General features: G+C 51.7%; 20 protein-coding genes. 19 read left to right on the plus strand and 1 reads right to left on the minus strand.

Features of this window, described 5'->3' with window-relative positions; genetic code table 11:
- The first annotated feature begins 79 nt into the window (after positions 1-79).
- The 5 genes from hprK (at position 80) to FGB90_RS09420 (ending at position 4,400) form a co-directional block, all read left to right on the plus strand.
- Positions 80-1,018 (plus strand): HPr(Ser) kinase/phosphatase, encoded by a 939-nt coding sequence (gene hprK, locus FGB90_RS09400; protein ID WP_138810561.1) that lies wholly within the window; start codon positions 80-82, stop codon positions 1,016-1,018.
- A 76-nt stretch (positions 1,019-1,094) separates the two neighbouring features.
- Positions 1,095-1,940: a prolipoprotein diacylglyceryl transferase gene (lgt, locus tag FGB90_RS09405; protein WP_138810562.1), complete on the plus strand. Its 846-nt coding sequence runs from the start codon at positions 1,095-1,097 to the stop codon at positions 1,938-1,940.
- Between the two features lie 135 nt (positions 1,941-2,075).
- Positions 2,076-3,035 carry a nucleoside recognition domain-containing protein gene (locus FGB90_RS09410; RefSeq protein ID WP_138810699.1) on the plus strand — a complete coding sequence of 320 codons (960 nt, stop codon included), beginning with the start codon at positions 2,076-2,078 and terminating at the stop codon, positions 3,033-3,035.
- A 48-nt stretch (positions 3,036-3,083) separates the two neighbouring features.
- On the plus strand, positions 3,084-3,770 hold the full coding sequence (gene ppaX, locus FGB90_RS09415; protein WP_246056121.1) for a pyrophosphatase PpaX: 687 nt from the start codon (positions 3,084-3,086) through the stop codon (positions 3,768-3,770).
- A 99-nt stretch (positions 3,771-3,869) separates the two neighbouring features.
- Positions 3,870-4,400, plus strand: coding sequence for an acyltransferase (locus FGB90_RS09420; RefSeq protein ID WP_138810563.1), 531 nt, complete (start codon positions 3,870-3,872; stop codon positions 4,398-4,400).
- A gap of 135 nt (positions 4,401-4,535) precedes the next feature.
- Here FGB90_RS09420 and cax read toward each other — a convergent pair whose 3' ends face one another.
- Positions 4,536-5,591: a calcium/proton exchanger gene (gene cax, locus FGB90_RS09425; RefSeq protein WP_246056122.1), complete on the minus strand. Its 1,056-nt coding sequence runs from the start codon at positions 5,589-5,591 to the stop codon at positions 4,536-4,538.
- A 294-nt stretch (positions 5,592-5,885) separates the two neighbouring features.
- On the opposite strand from cax, the gene FGB90_RS09430 reads away from it, so the two are divergent.
- From FGB90_RS09430 to whiA, 14 genes are all read left to right on the plus strand, one after another.
- The gene (locus FGB90_RS09430) at positions 5,886-7,088 is read left to right on the plus strand and encodes an ATP phosphoribosyltransferase regulatory subunit (RefSeq protein ID WP_138810564.1); all 1,203 of its coding nucleotides are present in this window, start codon (positions 5,886-5,888) and stop codon (positions 7,086-7,088) included.
- Entirely contained in the window at positions 7,085-7,774 is a 690-nt protein-coding gene (hisG, locus tag FGB90_RS09435; protein ID WP_138810565.1) for an ATP phosphoribosyltransferase, read from the plus strand. The genes FGB90_RS09430 and hisG overlap by 4 nt, the downstream gene beginning before the upstream one ends.
- Positions 7,771-9,069: a histidinol dehydrogenase gene (hisD, locus tag FGB90_RS09440; protein WP_138810566.1), complete on the plus strand. Its 1,299-nt coding sequence runs from the start codon at positions 7,771-7,773 to the stop codon at positions 9,067-9,069. The genes hisG and hisD overlap by 4 nt, the downstream gene beginning before the upstream one ends.
- Positions 9,050-9,655: an imidazoleglycerol-phosphate dehydratase HisB gene (hisB, locus tag FGB90_RS09445; protein WP_138810567.1), complete on the plus strand. Its 606-nt coding sequence runs from the start codon at positions 9,050-9,052 to the stop codon at positions 9,653-9,655. The genes hisD and hisB overlap by 20 nt, the downstream gene beginning before the upstream one ends.
- Positions 9,656-10,291 (plus strand): imidazole glycerol phosphate synthase subunit HisH, encoded by a 636-nt coding sequence (gene hisH / locus FGB90_RS09450; protein ID WP_138810568.1) that lies wholly within the window; start codon positions 9,656-9,658, stop codon positions 10,289-10,291.
- The gene (gene hisA, locus FGB90_RS09455; protein ID WP_171051768.1) at positions 10,291-11,016 is read left to right on the plus strand and encodes a 1-(5-phosphoribosyl)-5-[(5-phosphoribosylamino)methylideneamino]imidazole-4-carboxamide isomerase; all 726 of its coding nucleotides are present in this window, start codon (positions 10,291-10,293) and stop codon (positions 11,014-11,016) included. The genes hisH and hisA overlap by 1 nt, the downstream gene beginning before the upstream one ends.
- Positions 11,013-11,771 (plus strand): imidazole glycerol phosphate synthase subunit HisF, encoded by a 759-nt coding sequence (gene hisF / locus FGB90_RS09460; protein WP_138810570.1) that lies wholly within the window; start codon positions 11,013-11,015, stop codon positions 11,769-11,771. The genes hisA and hisF overlap by 4 nt, the downstream gene beginning before the upstream one ends.
- A complete protein-coding gene (hisIE, locus tag FGB90_RS09465) occupies positions 11,768-12,433 on the plus strand; it encodes a bifunctional phosphoribosyl-AMP cyclohydrolase/phosphoribosyl-ATP diphosphatase HisIE (RefSeq protein WP_138810571.1) in 666 nt (221 codons plus the stop codon). The genes hisF and hisIE overlap by 4 nt, the downstream gene beginning before the upstream one ends.
- A gap of 431 nt (positions 12,434-12,864) precedes the next feature.
- A complete protein-coding gene (locus FGB90_RS09470; protein WP_138810572.1) occupies positions 12,865-13,935 on the plus strand; it encodes a tetratricopeptide repeat protein in 1,071 nt (356 codons plus the stop codon).
- A 147-nt stretch (positions 13,936-14,082) separates the two neighbouring features.
- Positions 14,083-15,045, plus strand: a complete 963-nt coding sequence (gene trxB / locus FGB90_RS09475) for a thioredoxin-disulfide reductase (protein WP_138810573.1) — start codon at positions 14,083-14,085, stop codon at positions 15,043-15,045.
- Positions 15,046-15,619: 574 nt separating this feature from the next.
- The gene (locus FGB90_RS09480; protein ID WP_138810574.1) at positions 15,620-16,084 is read left to right on the plus strand and encodes an 8-oxo-dGTP diphosphatase; all 465 of its coding nucleotides are present in this window, start codon (positions 15,620-15,622) and stop codon (positions 16,082-16,084) included.
- Positions 16,085-16,391: 307 nt separating this feature from the next.
- A complete protein-coding gene (gene rapZ / locus FGB90_RS09485; RefSeq protein WP_138810575.1) occupies positions 16,392-17,306 on the plus strand; it encodes an RNase adapter RapZ in 915 nt (304 codons plus the stop codon).
- The gene (locus FGB90_RS09490; RefSeq protein WP_138810576.1) at positions 17,303-18,247 is read left to right on the plus strand and encodes a gluconeogenesis factor YvcK family protein; all 945 of its coding nucleotides are present in this window, start codon (positions 17,303-17,305) and stop codon (positions 18,245-18,247) included. The genes rapZ and FGB90_RS09490 overlap by 4 nt, the downstream gene beginning before the upstream one ends.
- A gap of 78 nt (positions 18,248-18,325) precedes the next feature.
- Positions 18,326-19,273: a DNA-binding protein WhiA gene (gene whiA / locus FGB90_RS09495; RefSeq protein ID WP_138810577.1), complete on the plus strand. Its 948-nt coding sequence runs from the start codon at positions 18,326-18,328 to the stop codon at positions 19,271-19,273.

Raw genomic sequence — 19,273 nt, forward strand, 5'->3', positions numbered from 1 at the left:
TGGTTAGAATTGGCTGGACAAGTGCCGGGCACACCATCCAGATAAAAACAGCTGCCCAAAAGCCGGGAGGTAATACATAATGTCCAAAGTGACTGTAAAGGACCTGATCGATGAATTTGAACTGGAGCTCGTAAACGACGAAGATAATGTGGTGTTCAGAGCAATTACCACGAGTGATATTTCAAGACCGGGGATGGAAATGGCAGGGTATTTCACCTATTATCCGGCCAAACGTCTTCAGCTGCTCGGAAAAACAGAGCTGACTTTCTTCAGTCAGCTTACGGAGGAAGAAAAGGTGGACCGGATGACCCGGCTTTCCACTTACGATACGCCGGGAATTATTCTATCGAGGGGAAATGAAGCACCACAGGAGCTGATCGAGGCTGCCAACGAGGTAGGGGTGCCGATTCTCATTTCAAAAATGACGACAACACGCCTGAGTTCCCAGCTGACAAACTATCTGGAAATTCAGCTTGCCCCGATGACGGCGATTCATGGCGTACTGATCGACATTTACGGAATTGGTGTCATGATTACCGGATCGAGCGGTGTGGGGAAAAGTGAAACAGCACTCGACCTTGTCCGCCGTGGACACCGACTGGTAGCGGACGACAGTGTGGAAATCAAGCAGGAGCACGAAGGAACGCTTGTTGGTTCATCGCCGGATCTGATCAAGCACCTTCTCGAGATCCGGGGACTTGGAATCATTAACGTGATGACGCTTTTCGGAGCGGGAGCGGTACGGAACTACAAGCGGATCGGTATGGTTATTCATCTTGAGCTTTGGGATCAGAAAAAACAATACGACCGCCTCGGGCTCGATGAGGATATGATGACCATCTTTGAGACAGATGTGCCGAAGCTGACGGTTCCGGTGCGTCCGGGACGTAACCTCGCTGTTATTATTGAAGTGGCGGCTATGAACTTCCGTCTGAAGCGGATGGGCATTAACGCTGCCCAGCAGTTTACAGAACGGCTTAACAGTGTTATTGAAGAAGGCGACAAAGAGGATTTCTGATCTCCTGAACTGGAAGGGAGTCGGATTCCGGCTAACAAATCAGTAAGAAATAGAAAATTAAACGAGGTGTAGGAGAATGCTTTTGAATATACAGCCGCTGAATCCGGTGGCACTTGAACTGGGGCCAATCTCCATCGCATGGTATGGTCTCCTGATCGGTCTGGGGGCTTTCATCGGCTACCTGATTGCCAACGCGGAGGGAAAAAAGCGGGGGCTGCCTAAGGACTTCCTGGCTGATATGCTGATCTTTGCCCTGCCGATTGCGATTATTGGGGCCCGCATTTACTATGTTATTTTCCGGTGGGACTACTATTCCCAGAACCCGGCCCAGATTTTTGCCATCTGGGAAGGCGGTCTGGCTATTCACGGGGGACTGATCGGGGGAATTTTGACGGCTTACATTTTCTGCCGCAGGCATAACGTCTCTTTCTGGAAACTGATGGATATCGTTGCTCCAAGTATCCTGCTTGCCCAGGCTATCGGACGCTGGGGAAACTTTATGAACCAGGAAGCTCACGGCGGAGAAGTATCCCGGAATTTTCTTGAAAGTCTCATGCTTCCGGAATTTATTATCAATCAGATGTACATTAACGGGGCTTACTATCACCCGACGTTTTTGTATGAATCGCTGTGGAACCTGGCCGGTGTGGCGCTGCTTCTTTACCTTCGCAGGGTCAATCTGCGCAACGGTGAACTGTTATTTACGTACCTGATCTGGTATTCCTTCGGCCGAATCTTTATCGAATCCCTGAGAACAGACAGTCTGATGATGTTCGGTTTTCTCCAGACAGCACAGGTTATGTCCCTGCTTCTGATTGCAGGCTCAATCATCCTGATTGTCTACCGAAGAAAAACGGGGCTTGCAGACCAGCGGTATCTCGATGATGAACCTGCCCCGAAGAAAAATAAAAAGAAGAAATAATGATGATGGCCGGGACTGTTTCTGCAGGTCCCGGCTTTGTTTGTGGTGGAAGAGTGTTTCCATTCTTTATGCCGAAACGGGTTTATGATAATGTTAAGTGAGGCGAAATGTGTACGGAAAGGAGCGGTCAGGTTGATCGAAACATTGAAAAAAGGGCTGATAGTCGGCCTTCAGACATCTTGGACATTAGGGAAAATCATCTTTCCGATTACCCTGATCGTGACGGTTCTCAGCTATACACCGGTGATGGACTGGGTCGTCGGGCTGCTGACCCCTTTTATGGGGGCAATTGGTCTCTCCGGTGAAGCGGCCATCCCCCTTGTACTCGGGAATCTATTGAATTTATACGCAGCAATCGGAGCCATCCTGACCATGGATCTGACCGTCAAGGAAGTGTTTATCCTGGCAGTGATGCTGTCGTTTTCACATAATCTTATCGTGGAATCGGCTGTGGCGAAGAAGGTCGGCCTGAAAATCTGGGTGGTTCTGCTTGTAAGGATCGGCCTTGCTGTACTTTCGGCGTGGGTAATCCACCTCGTCTGGCAGGGAGGCGGCGAGACAGCGCGCTACGGATTTGTCGGCGGAGGTCCCCGGGAGGAGCCGTCAGGCATTGGCGCGATCCTCATGCAGGGAATGGAAAGTGCCTTTTTCGGGATCGTCCAGCTCGCGGCGATTGTTATTCCCATTATGGTCTTCATCCAGATCATGAAGGATCTGAAATGGCTCGACGTATTTTCAAAGTGGATGAGTCCGTTCACGAAAGTGCTCGGTATCCGTGAAAATACGAGTACCACCCTGGCTGCAGGGCTTGTATTCGGTCTTGCCTACGGGGCCGGTGTTATGATTCAGGCTGTAAAAGAGGACGGCGTGAGTAAGAAGGATCTGTACCTTGTCTTTATCTTTCTCGTTGCCTGTCACGCAGTCATTGAGGATACACTCATTTTTGCCCCGCTCGGGATCCCTCTCTGGCCGCTTCTGGCGATCAGGCTCGTCACAGCCGTTCTTCTGACGATTGCCGTGGCCTTTATCTGGAACCGAATGGAAAAGAATGAGCAGCAGCAGAATAAGGAATGGAAAACCGATCCGGGAGCATAGAACTTTTTCCTCCCGGCAGATATCTTTTTGAAAAAGGACTTGATGATAATGACAGATAATAAAGCGTTTGAGCCGATGGAGCATGTGGATACGATTCTGTTTGATCTCGACGGGACTCTCATAAATACAGTCGATCTGATTGTGGCTTCCTTTATGCACACGATGGAAACTTACTATCCGGGTGAGTACGAGGAAAAGGACGTGATTCACTTTATTGGACCGCCGCTGTCCGAGACGTTTGAAAAGCTCGACCCGGCGCGGATCCAGGAAATGACCGACACGTACCGGACGTTCAACCATGAGAAACATGACGAACTGGTAAAGGACTACGAAGGTGTCTATGAAACGGTGGAACTCCTTCACCGCCAGGGCTACAAGATGGCGATCGTGACGACAAAGCGCTCCGATACGGCTCTGAAAGGACTCAGACTCATGGGACTGGACCGTTTCTTTGATGTGGTTGTGGCGCTGGATCACGTTGAAAATTACAAACCACACCCGGAGCCGCTGGAAAAAGCGTTAAAGCAGCTGGGCAGCTCTGCTGACCGGGCGCTGATGGTGGGGGACAGCCACCACGATATTCTCGGCGGGAAAAATACCGGTACGAAAACAGCAGGCGTGGCATGGTCCGTCAAGGGCCGGGAGTACATGGAAATGTACGAGCCGGACGTGCTTCTGGAAACGATGCCTGATCTTCTGAAAGTGCTGAACGTCCACGCCGGAAACCGCGGCTGATCCTAACTGAAAGAAGACGACGAATCAGAACGTTAAAATCATAGTCCCGGTGCGCCTGAAGCCAGTCAGTACCGGGAAAGGAAAGCAGGGAGTGTAACGATGAGGAATACGAAACGGTATCCGGTTAAAACAGCCAATTCCCTCTGGCACGTGTATAAGACCGTCCCATTTTTAAAAGTGGTCAAAAACTTCATCGTCATTCAGCTTGCCCGTTACACACCGTTTCTCGGGATGAAGAACTGGCTGTACCGGACTTTTCTCCGCATGGACGTGGGAAAGGAAACGAGCGTGGCCCTGATGGTCATGATGGACGTGATGTTTCCTGAAAAAATCCGGATCGGACAGAACTCTGTCATCGGCTATAACACAACAATTCTGGCCCACGAGTACCTGATTAAAGAGTACCGCCTCGGCGAGGTGAATATCGGCTCCAATGTTCTGATCGGCGCCAACACGACTATTCTTCCAGGCGTCACGATCGGGGACGGTGCCATCGTCGGTGCTGCCACCCTTGTCCATAAAGACGTGCCGCCCGGAGCATTTGTCGGGGGCAACCCGATGCAGATGATCCGGACGAAAGAGGAGATGGAGGCAGCTGTCTCTGAAAAAAATGAACATCCCGACCCATAAACGAACCTCCGGCTCCATTGCCGGAGGTTTTGCTGTATTTGTTCCCGAGTGAGGGTCTGATTTGGTGATTATTCAAGGCGATTCAGCTTTTAACCCCCGGCGAACTGTCCGTCACCTGGTGTCCGTCCCATAAAACTAAACAAGATAAAACCCGATACCGATTATGAGGTAGGCTGCAAGAAGAGTGGCACCTTCAAACCAGTTGGTGTCGCCGTCGTTAATCATAACGATGGAAAGAAGCGCTGCCAGAACCATAGCGATAAGCTCCTGAAAGGAGAAAACGAGGGGCATCGGATTGCCGAAAGCAAAGGATAGAAGCACGAGAAGCGGAAGAACAAACATGGCGATCTGAATGCAGGAGCCGATGGCAATTTCGATGCTCACTTCAATTTTGTTCAGGTAAGCCATGTAGACAGCGGAGGCATTTTCAGCTGCATTTCCGATAATCGCAATGAGAATGACACCAACGAACACTTCCGTAAAGCCGAAGCTGGCGACAACTACTTCAAAAGTGTCCACGAGGTTTTCACTGACGTAGCCGACGCCGACCGTCGCAGCAACAAGCACGGCGATCGATTTCTTCCTCGTCCATTCGGCATCCTCTTTGTCCTGGCTTTCCTCATCAACAGGGTACGCGCCCCGCTGGGCAAACAGGCGGAAATAAATGCCGAGGACATAAAGAACAATGAGAATAATGGACACGGCCACACTCAGAATAAACCCGTCCCGGCCGACCCCATCGAGATTAAACACTCTGGGAATCACAAAGGCAACGATGATCCCGAACATAAGCATACCGACATGGAACCTGGCATCAAAAATATTGAACTCCTGGCGCTTATGAAGGATCCCTCCAACGAGAAAGGCGAGACCGGATACGAGCAGCAGATTGCTGATCACAGCACCGGCCATGGAGGCAAGAACGATAGTGATGAAACCTGCTTTTAGGGAAAAGATAGAGATGATCAGCTCAACGGCGTTTCCGAATGTGGCATTCAGAATGCCGCCGATCCTCGGGCCGGTGTGGATGGACACGCTGTCTGTTGCACGCCCCATGTAAGCGGCGAGACCGACGATGGCGAGCGCACACAGGGCGAACATCAAATTGACATTCCAGCCGAGCCAGTCTGCGAGTGCAACAAGCGGGAGGCCGCCGAACACGAGAATGCGGGGAACCCAGGTAAAAAGCAAATTGGTGCACCTCCGGACATCATTTGCTCTTAGTGTGGCAGAAAAGCGGGAATACAAACCGGGAACAACAAACATCGGGCAGATTTCGTGCATAAGTCCAACAAACCACCCGTGGTCACCCGCAGCACGGGCAGAAACAGTTTACATTCTGAAAGCAGAATGTTTGGAAAAAGAATATCATTTCGGTTGACGTAAGTTCTGCAGGTCTGTACACTACAGTATATAACTTTATTACGATATTACATTAGCGAACTAAAGCGATGCACTGACTTTACTATAAAGGTGTGACTTGATATGACAAAGCCGTTTATGTTTGAAAAACCTGTCGGCATGCGGGATACGCTGCCTGAACTGTACCTGCTCAGACAGCAGGTGAGAAGCACTGTGGCAGGGGAAGTGGCCCGCTGGGGATACGCCCCAATTGCCACTCCGGCCCTTGAGTTTTATGACACGATCGGGGAGGCTTCGGCTACATCCGACACACAGCTGTTCAAACTGCTGGACCAGCAGGGGCACACTCTCGTCCTTCGTCCGGATATGACCGCACCGATTGCGAGGATTGCCGCTTCCACCCTGGAGGAAGTACAGCGGCCGGCACGTCTTACGTATGATGCGAACGTGTTCCGGGCCCAGCAGCGCGAAGGGGGAAAGCCTGCGGAGTTTGAGCAGCTCGGAGTGGAACTGATCGGAGACGGTACGGCAAGCGCTGACGGGGAAGTGATTGCCCTTATGATTGCAGCTCTTAAAAAAGCAGAACTCCCGAACTTCAAAGTGGCAATCGGTCATATCGGCTTTGTAAATACACTTCTGAGGGAGATTCTCGGTACGGAAGAACGTGCCGATACGTTCCGCCGTTACTTATATGAAAAAAACTATGTCGGATTCAAGCAGGCAGTAAAACAGCTCCCGCTTTCCTCCATTGACCGTCAGCGTCTGAGCGGACTGTTAAACCTCAGAGGCGGTTTTGACATTCTTGAAGATGCCGAGAGGCTTGTGGAAACGGAAGCAGGAGCGGCTGCTCTCGGAGAACTTCGGGCGCTTCTTGATGTCCTTCGTGCCTACGGACTGGAGGATGAGGTTGTAATTGACCTCAACCTGGTCATGCACATGAGCTACTACACAGGAATGGTATTTGAAGCATACAGCGACGAGCTCGGCTTTCCTCTTGGCGGGGGAGGACGCTACGACGAGCTTCTTGAAAAATTTCACCGGCCCGAGCCGGCAACCGGATTTGCTGTCCGCCTCGATCGTCTGACTGAGGCTCTCGGACGTGCCAAGGAATCCGTTACAGTGAGCTATGCGATCGTCTACAGCAACGAACGGCGTACCGAAGCGATGAAAAAAGCAGCAGAGCTGCGGGAAAAAGGGCAGGCTGCTGTCATGCAGGATGTTCGCGGGATCGCGGATCTGGACGCTTATTGTGCCCAGTTTGATAACGTGGAGTACCTGATCGGAACCAATGGTTCGGAAAACAGCCGGGGAGGTGCAGTATTATGACGCGTAATTACAACCCGGAGACAGCTCCGGCCTCACCGAATGAGGACAATTACCTGACGGTGGCCATGCCGAAAGGACGTATTTTTGAAGAGGCACTCGGCCTGCTCCGCCGTGCGGGATATGAACTGCCGCCGGAATTTGACGATTCGAGAAAGCTCATTATCGACGTTCCGGAAGCGGAACTCCGCTTTATTTTATCCAAACCGATGGACGTGCCGACTTACGTGGAGCACGGGGTCGCCGATGCAGGCGTGGCAGGCAAGGATGTGATGATCGAGGAGGAGCGTGACGTGTATGAGGTGCTCGATCTGCAAATCAGTGAATGCTATATGGCCGTAGCTGCCCTTCCCTCGTATGATTCCAAGGCTGATATTGCTCCGAAAATCGCCACCAAGTACCCGAACCTGGCAGCAGGCTACTTCAGGGAGCAGGGAGAGCAGGTGGAGATCATCAAACTGAACGGCTCCATTGAGCTTGCCCCTCTGATAGGCCTTGCTGACCGGATCGTGGATATCGTCTCCACCGGACGGACGCTTAAGGAAAACGGCCTGGTGGAAACGGAGACGATGATGCCGATAACGTCCCGTTTCATCGTTAATCCCGTGAGTTACCGTATGAAAGCGGAGCGGATCGATGATATGGTCGAGCGACTTGAAAAAGTGGTGGAAGGAGATGGCCAGTCATGAACATAGTCGATTATTCCAGGGACATCTCCATTAAGCGTTCCGTTGATCAGGGAACAGGAGACCAGCGCCGGGCAGTGGAGGACATTCTCGCCCGTGTCAAAGCAGAAGGTGACACAGCGGTTGACGCGTACACGAGGCAGTTTGACGGAGCAGACCTCTCCTCGGAAACCCGCCGGGTTACGGAAAAGGAAATCCAAACCGCGTACGAAAAAGTGGATCAGGAGACACTTGCTATTCTCCGGGAAGCAAAAGCGAACATTACCCGGTTTCATGAACGGCAGCAGCGGCAGACGTGGATTACAACAGAAGCGGACGGGACGATCCTCGGACAGAAAATCACCCCTCTTGATGCAGTCGGGATATATGTTCCCGGAGGCCGTGCCTCGTACCCGTCCACCATCCTCATGAACGCCATCCCCGCTATTGTAGCCGGTGTCTCCCGGATTGTTATGGTCTCACCGCCCCAGGCGGACGGGAGCCTGAACGATGTCGTTCTTGTGACTGCCAGTGAACTCGGCATAAAGGAAATATACAAAACCGGCGGAGCCCAGGCTGTTGGGGCTCTGGCGTACGGAACAGAAACCGTGGAACCGGTCGATAAAATTGTCGGTCCGGGAAACATCTACGTGGCCCTTGCCAAGCAGCTCGTTTACGGTACCGTTGATATCGATATGTTTGCCGGTCCCAGTGAAATTGTCGTCCTTGCCGACAGTAAGGCAAGGGCAGATTATATTGCAGCAGATATGCTGAGTCAGGCCGAACACGACCCGATGGCTTCAGCTGTCCTTGTCACACCTGACCGGCCGCTTGCGGAACGAGTGGCTGCAGAAGTGGAGAGCCAGCTTGCTACACTGCCGAAAAAAGAGATTGCGGGAGACTCGATTCGGGATTTCGGGGCGATCTATGTAACTGCCACCCTCGACGAAGCAGTGGAGGCAGTAAACGAGCTGGCTCCGGAACACCTTGAAATCCAGACAGAAGCTCCGTTTGATCTTATCGGTTCCATTCGTCATGCCGGGGCGATTTTTCTCGGGGAAAACAGCTCGGAGCCGGTGGGGGATTACTTTGCAGGACCTAACCATGTTCTTCCGACAAACGGTACTGCCAGGTTCTCGAGCCCGCTGAACGTGGACGACTTTACGAAGAAAAGCAGTATTCTCTCCTACAGCCGGAAAGCAGTGGAGGAAAACGCCGCAAAAATTGCCACTTTCGCCCGGCTGGAAGGACTGGAAGCCCATGCAAGGGCAGTGGAAAAACGACTGGAGGGAAACCCGGATGACAGCAAAACAGACTGAACAGCGCTATGCGACGAAAAAAAGAAATACAAACGAAACGAGAATCAATCTCTCACTGGGCATTGACGGAGACGGGCAGTCCCAGCTCGAAACCGGGGTGCCGTTTCTGACCCACATGCTGGATCTGTTTACGCGCCACGGTCTCTTCGATCTCTCGATACAGGCAGACGGTGATACGGAAATCGATGATCACCACACTACAGAAGATATCGGGATTGTTCTCGGGGAAGCCATTCGCGAAGCGCTCGGTGATAAAAAAGGAATCCGGCGCTACGGAAACGCCTTCGTGCCGATGGATGACGCCCTTGCCCAGGTAACCATTGATCTGAGCAACCGTCCGCACCTTGAATACCGGGTTGAGATGCCGGCTGACCGCGTGGGTACGTTTGATACGGAACTTGTCCATGAATTTCTGTGGAAACTGGCGCTGGAGGCGCGGATGAACCTCCATGTAAACGTTCCTTATGGGCACAACACACACCACATCATTGAAGCAATTTTCAAGGCACTGGGCCGGGCCCTCGATGAGGCGACACAGCGCGACCCCCGTGTTAAAGGGGTGCCGTCAACGAAAGGACGACTGTAAATGATCGGAATTATCGACTACGGGATGGGGAATCTTCACAGCGTATCAAAAGCACTTGAGCGTCTTGGTTACCCCTACGTCATCTCAGGTGAAAAAGCCGAGCTTGAGCGGGCAGAGAGCCTGATTTTACCCGGAGTAGGGTCGTTCCGGGACGGCATGACGGAGCTGGATGAGTCGGGACTGACCGGTTTTGTCCGGGAATGGGCGGCTGAAGGGAAGCCGCTTCTCGGCATTTGTCTTGGTATGCAGCTGCTTTTTGACGAAAGTGAGGAAAACGGGCTTACGAAAGGACTGGGCCTTCTCCGGGGGCGTGTGGAAAAGCTTACAGGTATGAGCGCCACAGGAAAACGGTACAAAGTGCCTCATATGGGGTGGAATGAGCTTCATGTCACCCAGCCCGGACACCCGTTTATGAAAAATCTCAGCGGCGGACACGTATACTTCGTCCATTCCTACGCCGTGAACGGGGAAGAACCGTCTGATCTTATTGCCTATGCTGACTACTATGAGCGTGTACCGGCAGTAGTCGCAAAGGAGAACGTATGGGGAACGCAGTTTCATCCGGAAAAGAGCGGTCCTGTAGGAGTAACGCTGCTCAATAACTTTGCCCGGGCGGCAGAAGGAGGAAGGATCTGATGTTTACGATTTATCCGGCTATAGATATGCGGGGAGGAAAATGTGTCCGTCTTCTGCAGGGTGATTACGATCAGGAGACCGTTTACGGCGACTCGCCGTTTGAAATGGCTGCACGGTTTGACCGTGAAGGAGCGGACTGGATTCACATGGTTGATTTAGACGGTGCGAAAGAGGGCCGCCCGGTAAACGATGAACACGTAATCCGCGCGGCAAAAGAGCTTAAAGCACGCATCCAGATCGGCGGCGGGGTCCGGTCAGCCGAATCGGCTGCCCGCTATCTGGATGCAGGAGTGGACCGGGTAATTCTAGGCAGCTCCGCTATCAGTGATCCTGAATTTGTTAAAAACATGCTTCGTACATACGGAGGTGACCGGGTTGTAATCGGCATCGACGCCCGCGACGGATATGTGGCAACCCACGGATGGCTGGAAACATCCACTGTCAGGGCGGAAGAACTGGCCGCCGAACTGGCCCGTTTCGGAGCGGAGTGGTTTGTTATGACCGACATTTCCAGGGATGGTATGCTGAGCGGACCGAACACCGGTGCCATTGCCGGGCTTGCGGAGGCTACCGGTAAAAATGTCATCGCTTCAGGCGGCGTTAGCTCCCTGGAAGATCTCGGCAGGCTGAAGGAAAACGCCGGGATTGAAGGGGCAATCATCGGAAAAGCGCTTTACGAAGGGCGGTTCACACTGAATGAAGCGCTGAAGGAGGCGAAGCGATGATCACCAAAAGGATTATTCCCTGCCTTGATGTAAAAGAGGGGCGTGTGGTCAAAGGTGTTCAGTTCGTCAGTCTGCGTGACGCGGGGGACCCGGTTGAGCTGGCGGCCTTTTACGATGAACAGGGCGCCGATGAGCTTGTGTTCCTCGACATTTCAGCTTCCCATGAAGGAAGGGAAACGATGGTTGACGTGATTGAGCAGGTGGCCGGTGAGCTGGCAATCCCGTTTACCGTGGGCGGCGGCATTAACTCGCTTGCCGACATGAAAAGGGTTCTTAGAGCCGGAGCGGATAAAGTATCCATGAACACGTCTGCGGTAAAGCGGCCGGAACTGATCAAGGAAGGAGCCGACTACTTCGGGTCCCAGTGTATTGTTGTGGCAATCGATGCAAAGTGGGATGAGGAGATGGGCTCCTGGCGGGTATACACCCACGGCGGACGAACTCCGACAGATCTTGACGCCGTTGAGTGGGCCAGACAGGCAGTCGCACTTGGAGCAGGGGAAATTCTGCTTACAAGTATGGATCAGGACGGGGCGAAGACCGGGTTCCATTTTTCCCTAACAAGCGCCGTCAGTCGGGCGGTCACTGTCCCGGTCATTGCCTCAGGTGGTGCCGGCGCAAAAGAACACTTCTACGATGCATTTACGAAAGGTGAAGCTGATGCCGCGCTTGCAGCGTCTATTTTTCACTACAAGGAGACGAGCGTGGCGGAAGTGAAGGACTGGCTCAGGGAAAAGGGGCTGAATATACGATGACATTTGATATTTCACAGCTGAATTTTGACAGTGCCGGCCTCATTCCGGCGGTAGTGCAGGACGATCGCACAAAAGAGGTGCTGACGGTTGCCTACATGAACGAAGAGTCACTTCAAAAAAGTCTGGAGACCAGGGAAACGTGGTTTTACAGCCGCTCCCGTCAGGAACTGTGGCATAAAGGTGCCACATCAGGGAATACCCAGGCGATCCGTGAAATCCGTTTTGACTGTGACCAGGATGCGCTTGTTGTACTTGTATCTCCGGAAGGGCCGGCGTGCCACCGGGGGACGGTAAGCTGTTTTACAGAAACGCTTATGGAAAACCGGGAAGAAGAGAATGCAGCCTCCGAGGAAGACACTGGCCGTTTTGCGATCATCGAGCAGCTGGAGCGGACGATTAAAGAACGGGAAGTGTCCCGCCCTGAAGGATCGTATACGACGTATCTGTTCGATGAGGGCGTCGACAAGATTCTGAAAAAGGTGGGCGAAGAAGCGTCGGAAGTGATCATCGCTTCCAAAAACCGTTCAAAGGAAGAACTCACCTGGGAAACGGCGGATCTTCTCTATCACCTTCTCGTTCTTCTTGAAGAGCAGAAGCTGCCCCTCGACCGCATTCTGGAGCGGCTTGAGGACCGGTTCGGAAAACAGCATCTGAAAAAATAAGGCTGTGGGTGATTTTCCCGAGGAAGCTGAGTCCCCGCCCGCGGAAAGCCTCCGCCTGCAGCAAAAAAAACAAGAATCTTTTCCGAAAACAGCTGAAAATAACCGCGGAGCAGGGCTGATTTTTGCCCTGCTCTGTTTTGCTGTTCAGGACTGGGGGGAAGGATGGAGAACAGTTGTCCCCTGTACCCTGCCGGAAATTTATACATGAAAATCCGGAGATATGCGCGGAAATCCCGATTTACACGCGAAAATACAAATAAGCGAACGCTCCTCTCCTTAGTTCCGCCCTGTCTCAGCCCGACCTCCGGAAAGGTTAACCATACCTCACAGGGTAGAATGTCCCCTTCCCCCGTGTTATACTGGACTATGTGTTTTTTTGACGATTATTCATTGATATAAAAGGTTTTAAGGTGAAATGGGGGCACAATTAAGTGCGAAATATAAACAAGCAGAAAACAGGGCAGGTTCTTCCTTTTTGGCAGGACGGTGCATACTACTATAAAAAAGGGATCGAAGCTTACCAGAACAGAAATACGGGCCAGGCGCTGCAGTACATCCGCCGCGCTGTACGGATAGAACCCGAAGAGCCGGTTTTTCTCTGTCAGCTGGCTATCGTGCTTGCGGAAAAAGGCCAGTTTGATGAGGCAAATGAATGGCTGGAAAAAGTTATTAACGACCTTGATGAAAACATGGCTGAATGCTATTTTTTCCTTGCAAACAATCTTGCCCACGCGGGGGAGTTTGATACGGCAGTAAAACATCTTCATACGTACCTCAGGCTGGATCCGAAGGGTGATTTTGCCGAGGACGCCGCCACACTTCTTGAAATGCTTGAAGATGAGGAAGAGGAATTGGAAGAGACTGAGGAGACCGAAGAGCAGCTTGCCCAGAGCCGGATGGAGCGTGCAGCAGATCTTCTCGACCGCGGCCGGTATGAGGAAGCGGAGCGGGAGCTTACAACCTCCCTGTCAGAGGAGCCGACGCAGTGGGAGCTGTACGCCTATATGGCTGAAGCCATGCATGCCCAGGGGGAGACAGAGCAGGCGATGAAAATTCTTTCCGATCTTCTTGAAAAAGAAGAAGCCGGCTTTATGGCAAGGTGCAACGCCGCTGTTTTTCTGAAGAACGCCGGCGACAGCCGCTGGGAAATGCTCGCGGAGGGGCTTAAAATCGCCCGGCCGGTAAATGACTGGCACAGTTATCATCTGGCGAAAACGTGGTTCCATCTCGGTGAAAGTGAACGGGCATTCGAATGGTTCAACCGCCTGAGCCGCCGCCACACTTTTTCCAAACGGCCGCGGTTTTACCACCAGATGGCAGTTGCAGCATGGATGAACGGGAAGGTTACGAAAGCTGCAGAGCTCTTTAGAAGAGTTGGCCAGTTTGACAGTCAGCAGAAGGGGTTTGCGGACTGGTGTATCCGGCAGGTTGAACAGGGAGTGGAGTCTCCGGATCAGGAATGGTTCCTGTACGGTCTCAGCCCCGAACCGGTCCGTTCATAATAAGCACAGTCAAAGCTCACACTAACGTGTGAGCATGATTTTGGACTTCACTGCGCATTTGCCATAGGATATATATGTGGTTTTCAACTAACAGAAATTAATGCCTGCGGGCAAAAGAATAATATGTTTTTTAAGGGAGTGAACGTTGTGACTGAAGAAACCATTTACGATGTTGTCATTATCGGAGCAGGACCTGCCGGCATGACAGCGGCTGTCTACACGTCCCGTGCCAACCTGTCCACCGTAATGATCGAGCGCGGTATGCCGGGCGGTCAGATGGCCAACACAGAGGATGTGGAAAACTACCCGGGATATGACAGCATTCTCGGCCCAGACCTCTCCACAAAAATGTTCGAACACTCTCAGAAGTTCGGTGCGGAATATAAATACGGTGATGTAAAAGAAATCGTGGACGGAAAAGAATACAAGCGCATCGTGCTTGGAAACGGTGAGTTAAAAACCCGTTCGATAATTATCGCGACCGGTGCGGAATATAAGGCACTGGGCGTTCCAGGCGAAAAGGAACTGAGCGGCCGCGGTGTATCCTACTGTGCCGTATGTGACGGTGCGTTCTTTAAGGATAAGGAACTCGTCGTAGTAGGCGGAGGTGACTCTGCTGTTGAGGAAGCGGTCTACCTGACCCGTTTTGCGAGCAAGGTGACCGTTGTGCACCGCCGTGACAAACTGCGCGCCCAGAAGATTCTTCAGGACCGTGCCTTTGCCAACGAAAAGATCGACTTTATCTGGGATACGACAGTAAAAGAGATCAACGATAAGGACGGCAAAGTGGGCAGCGTCACGCTTGTCAGTACGAAAGACGGTTCCGAACGAGAATTCAGCACAGACGGTGTGTTCATTTATATCGGCATGCTGCCGCTGAATGAGCCGTTTAAAAATATCGGCATCACGAACGAAGACGGCTATGTGGAAACGAATGACGAGATGGAGACGAAAATTCCGGGTATTTACGCAGCCGGGGATGTACGGGAAAAAACGCTTCGTCAGATCGTTACAGCTACAGGCGACGGCAGTATCGCTGCCCAGTCCATCCAGCATTACGTGGAAAACCTCGCAGAAGAGCTGGCAGAGGAAAAAGCCGGCCAGTCATAAACTGAAACAGCCGCACTCCGGAGAGATGGAACTGGAGTGCGGTTTTTTGCGTTCTGTATACGTGTGTGCCGGGGGGGCGAAGTCAGACGCTATGCGTGCTTCGTAACTCCGTCTTAATCGCTCTGTAACAATTATGCAACACAGGAGGGGTAATATAGATAATAAGTAATTGACCCCCTTTTATATATTTTGGCACAGACGTTCGCTGTCTGTGCCCCTTTTTTTGCCTTTTTTCCGGTCTCCTCATTACGCAGGACGGCTGCAGATCACCTCTTCTCCTGCCGTTCTGATGAACGCATTCTCCTGTCGTTCCATTGGTTCAGTCGGCATAATATAGTATAATAAAGAGCAGATATATATCTGAGAGTATTCATTGTGAAAAAATGATCATACATTCCGGCATATAAAGCCATAGGCTCTTTTCGTACAGACTGCTGCTATAAATTGATATTGGGGCGGAAAGCGTCCACCTGCAGCGTCATAGAACAGCTAACCTTCCGAAAACAAACCATAAATCAGAGCATTGTTCGGGGAGTTGCGCCTGAACAGGCCATGAAAGATTGAGGTGAACCCGATGAGACGGGTATCAAACTGTATTTTGCGCGACCAGGACCAGGTGCTCATGCTCCGGAAGCCGAGCAGAGGCTGGTGGGTGGCACCAGGCGGTAAAATGGAAACAAGAGAATCTGTCAAAGAAAGTGCGGTTCGTGAATATAAGGAAGAAACGGGCATCGATCTGCATGCCCCGACACTCCGGGGTGTTTTCACGGTGGTGATTGAAGAAGACGGGGAAACGGTGGATGAATGGATGCTGTTTACGTTCTACGCGGAGAATTACAGCGGCACCCTACTTGAACAGTCTCCTGAAGGTCACCTTGAGTGGCAGCGTCAGGAAAACATTAAGAATCTGCCGATGGCACCAGGAGACCATTACTTCTTTGACCATATTCTGAATCACGAGGGGCTCATTTACGGCACCTTTGTCTATTCGAGAGAGTACCGGCTTCTCTCGTATCAGCTGGATCCGGAGAAAGAATAGGCTCTTAACAATAGGCTGTGTTCGTATAGATTGTTGTTATTGACCAAATTAATTATGCAGCGAAAGGCGGCGACTCCAGCGGGAATAGCATAAGCTGAAGACCCAGCAGGGCGTTTTTCCCGAGGAGGCTGAAGTGATGCCCGCGGCATAGAAGACACCGTGAAGCATGAACGGATGTCGTACTTGTGCCTGTGGTGAAAGCGTCCGCCTGCAGCGGAATAAAACAACAATCATTCCGAAAACAGCTTAACAATAAGCGTTACAGAGGCGATTTAAATAAAAGCTGAACCTGGGAGAGGTGAGGAGTATGACTGAAAATAGAGAGAAACAGGAGAACTTGCACGGTGACGAGATGGAAATTGTCATCATTACGGGAATGTCCGGAGCCGGGAAGACGGTAGCCGTACAGAGTTTTGAGGACCTCGGCTATTTCTGCGTGGACAATCTGCCGCCGGCACTTATTCCGAAATTTATCGACCTGATTGAAAACTCAGGGGGGAAAATGAATAAAGTGGCATTCGTCATTGACCTGCGTGGACGGGATTTCTTTGACGAACTTTTTGAAACGATCAATCTTCTCAGTTCGGAAGTGGACGTAAATCCACAGATACTGTTTCTGGATGCCAAGGATGATGTGCTCGTCCGGAGGTACAAGGAAACCCGCCGTTCTCACCCGCTCGCAGGTGACGGATCGCCGCTTGAGGGAATAAAACTGGAGCGGTCCATGCTCGATGAACTGAAAGGGCAGGCCCAGTATATTCTCGACACGAGCGAGCTGAAACCACTTGCTCTCAGGGAAAAAATTATTGAGCGGTTCACCTCACCCGAAAAACAGGTGTTTGCCGTTCAGGTTCTGTCATTCGGATTCAAACACGGCATCCCGATTGATGCGGATCTCGTATTCGATGTAAGATTCCTGCCGAATCCGCACTACATTGACCATATGCGTCCGAAAACCGGGCTCGATAAGGAAGTGTCCGACTATGTACTGAAATGGACGGAGACTCAGCAGTTTAACAGCAAGCTTGAAGACCTTCTTACCTACATGCTTCCCCACTATAAGCGAGAAGGGAAAAGCCAGCTTGTGGTGGCCATCGGCTGTACAGGCGGGAAACACCGGTCTGTTACTCTGGCTGAATACTTTAAAAAGAAGATTGCCGATCACGGTTACATGACCTATGTAACCCACCGGGATGTTGAGAAGGGGCGTAAAGAAGGTTGAAGAAAGCCAATATCGTCATCCTGGGAGGCGGAACCGGATTATCCGTTCTGCTGAGAGGGCTTAAATCGTTTCCCGTAGACATCACAGCGATTGTTACAGTTGCTGATGATGGGGGGAGCTCGGGGCGATTGCGAAAGGAACTGGATATTCCTCCTCCGGGGGATGTGAGAAATGTTCTTGTGGCCCTTTCCGAAGTGGAGCCGATAGTTGAGGAACTGTTCCAGCATCGTTTTGAGAATGGAAACGGCCTTACCGGTCACTCACTTGGAAATCTCCTGCTTGCCGGAATGACATCCATAACCGGTGACTTTGCAAGAGGGGTGCAGGTGCTGAGCCGCGTACTGAACGTGAAAGGGAAAGTACTTCCGGCAGCAAACCAGAGTATCGTGCTGCATGCGGAAATGGAAGACGGATCCCTTGTGGAGGGGGAGTCAAAAATACCCCAGGCAGGAAAGCGGATCAAACGTGTGTTTCTCGAACCTGCGGATGTATCGGCCCTTGCCGACTCGGTTCAAGCCATTGAGCAGGCGGACCTGATCGTGATCGGCCCCGGCAGCCTCTACACCTCCATTCTGCCGAACCTTCTCGTACCCGGCATTACCCGGGCCATCAAGCAGGCCAAAGCGGAAAAGGTCTACATCTGCAATGTTATGACCCAGCCGGGTGAAACCGATCACTTTACAGCCGGCGATCATGTTCAGGCTCTCGTGGACCATGTCGGAGATGACCTGCTTGATAAAATTCTGGTTAACACCCAGCCGATTCCCCATTCCTATGCCGAACGTTATGCGGGAGAAGGTGCCATGGAAGTAAAAGTGGACGCCGACCGTCTGAAAACATTGGCAGTGGAAGTGATCGGGGATGAACTGTTATACTTTAATAATCAACTGTTAAGGCACGATGCGGGCAAAGTGTCACAGAGGCTTGTGAGTATGCTGTAACGTGCATCCGGACAGCTTAAATTATATTGGCAGTCAGCATTTTGGACAGCAGAGCTGACTGCGTCGGGGGTGGGGCATATGTCCTTTGCTTCCATGACAAAAAAGGAGCTTACCCAGCTTGAAGTGGACCAGTGCTGCAGGAAGGCGGAACTGGCCGCACTGATACGGATGAACGGCTCTCTGTCATTTGGAAACAAACAGCTTATTCTCGATATTCAGACCGAGAATGCTGCGATTGCAAGGCGGATCTATTCACTGATTAAATCGTGTTTTCCCCTGCATGCAGAACTTCTCGTCCGTAAAAAGATGAGACTGAAAAAAAATAATGTGTACGTCGTCAGGATCTCCCGGGAAGCGATGATGCTCCTTGAAGAACTGAAAATCATGGATGAGGCATTTACCTTTACCCGTGAAATTTCACCGGATCTCATCGACTCGGACTGCTGCAAGCGGGCTTACCTGAGAGGTGCATTTCTTGCCGGGGGTTCCGTAAACCACCCCGAGACGTCTTCCTATCACCTTGAGATCTTCTCTCTTTATGAGGAGCATAACGATTCACTCAGGAGACTGATGAACCACTTCCACCTGAATGCCAAAATGCTCGAACGGAAGAAAGGGTTCATCCTTTATCTGAAAGAGGGGGAGCGGATCAGTGACTTTCTTAACGTGATCGGGGCCCATCAGTCCCTGCTGCGTTTTGAGGACGTACGGATTATGAAGGACATGCGGAACTCCGTTAACCGTCTCGTAAACTGCGAGACCGCAAACCTGAATAAAACAGTCGGAGCCGCACTCCGGCAGGTGGAAAATATTAAATTCATTAAGGCGGAAGTAGGTCTTGAAGTGCTCCCGGACAAGCTTCGTGAAATTGCAGAACTCCGGGTAAATCATCAGGACGTAACACTTAAGGAACTTGGGGAAATGGTGGAAAGCGGCAAAGTGAGCAAATCAGGCGTTAACCACCGCCTCCGGAAAATAGACGAGTACGCTATGAAGCTGAGAGCAGGCGAGAAGGTGCAGCCGTAA

This window comes from Alteribacter natronophilus, assembly GCF_006007885.1.
In the GTDB taxonomy this organism is placed as follows: domain Bacteria; phylum Bacillota; class Bacilli; order Bacillales; family Salisediminibacteriaceae; genus Alteribacter; species Alteribacter natronophilus.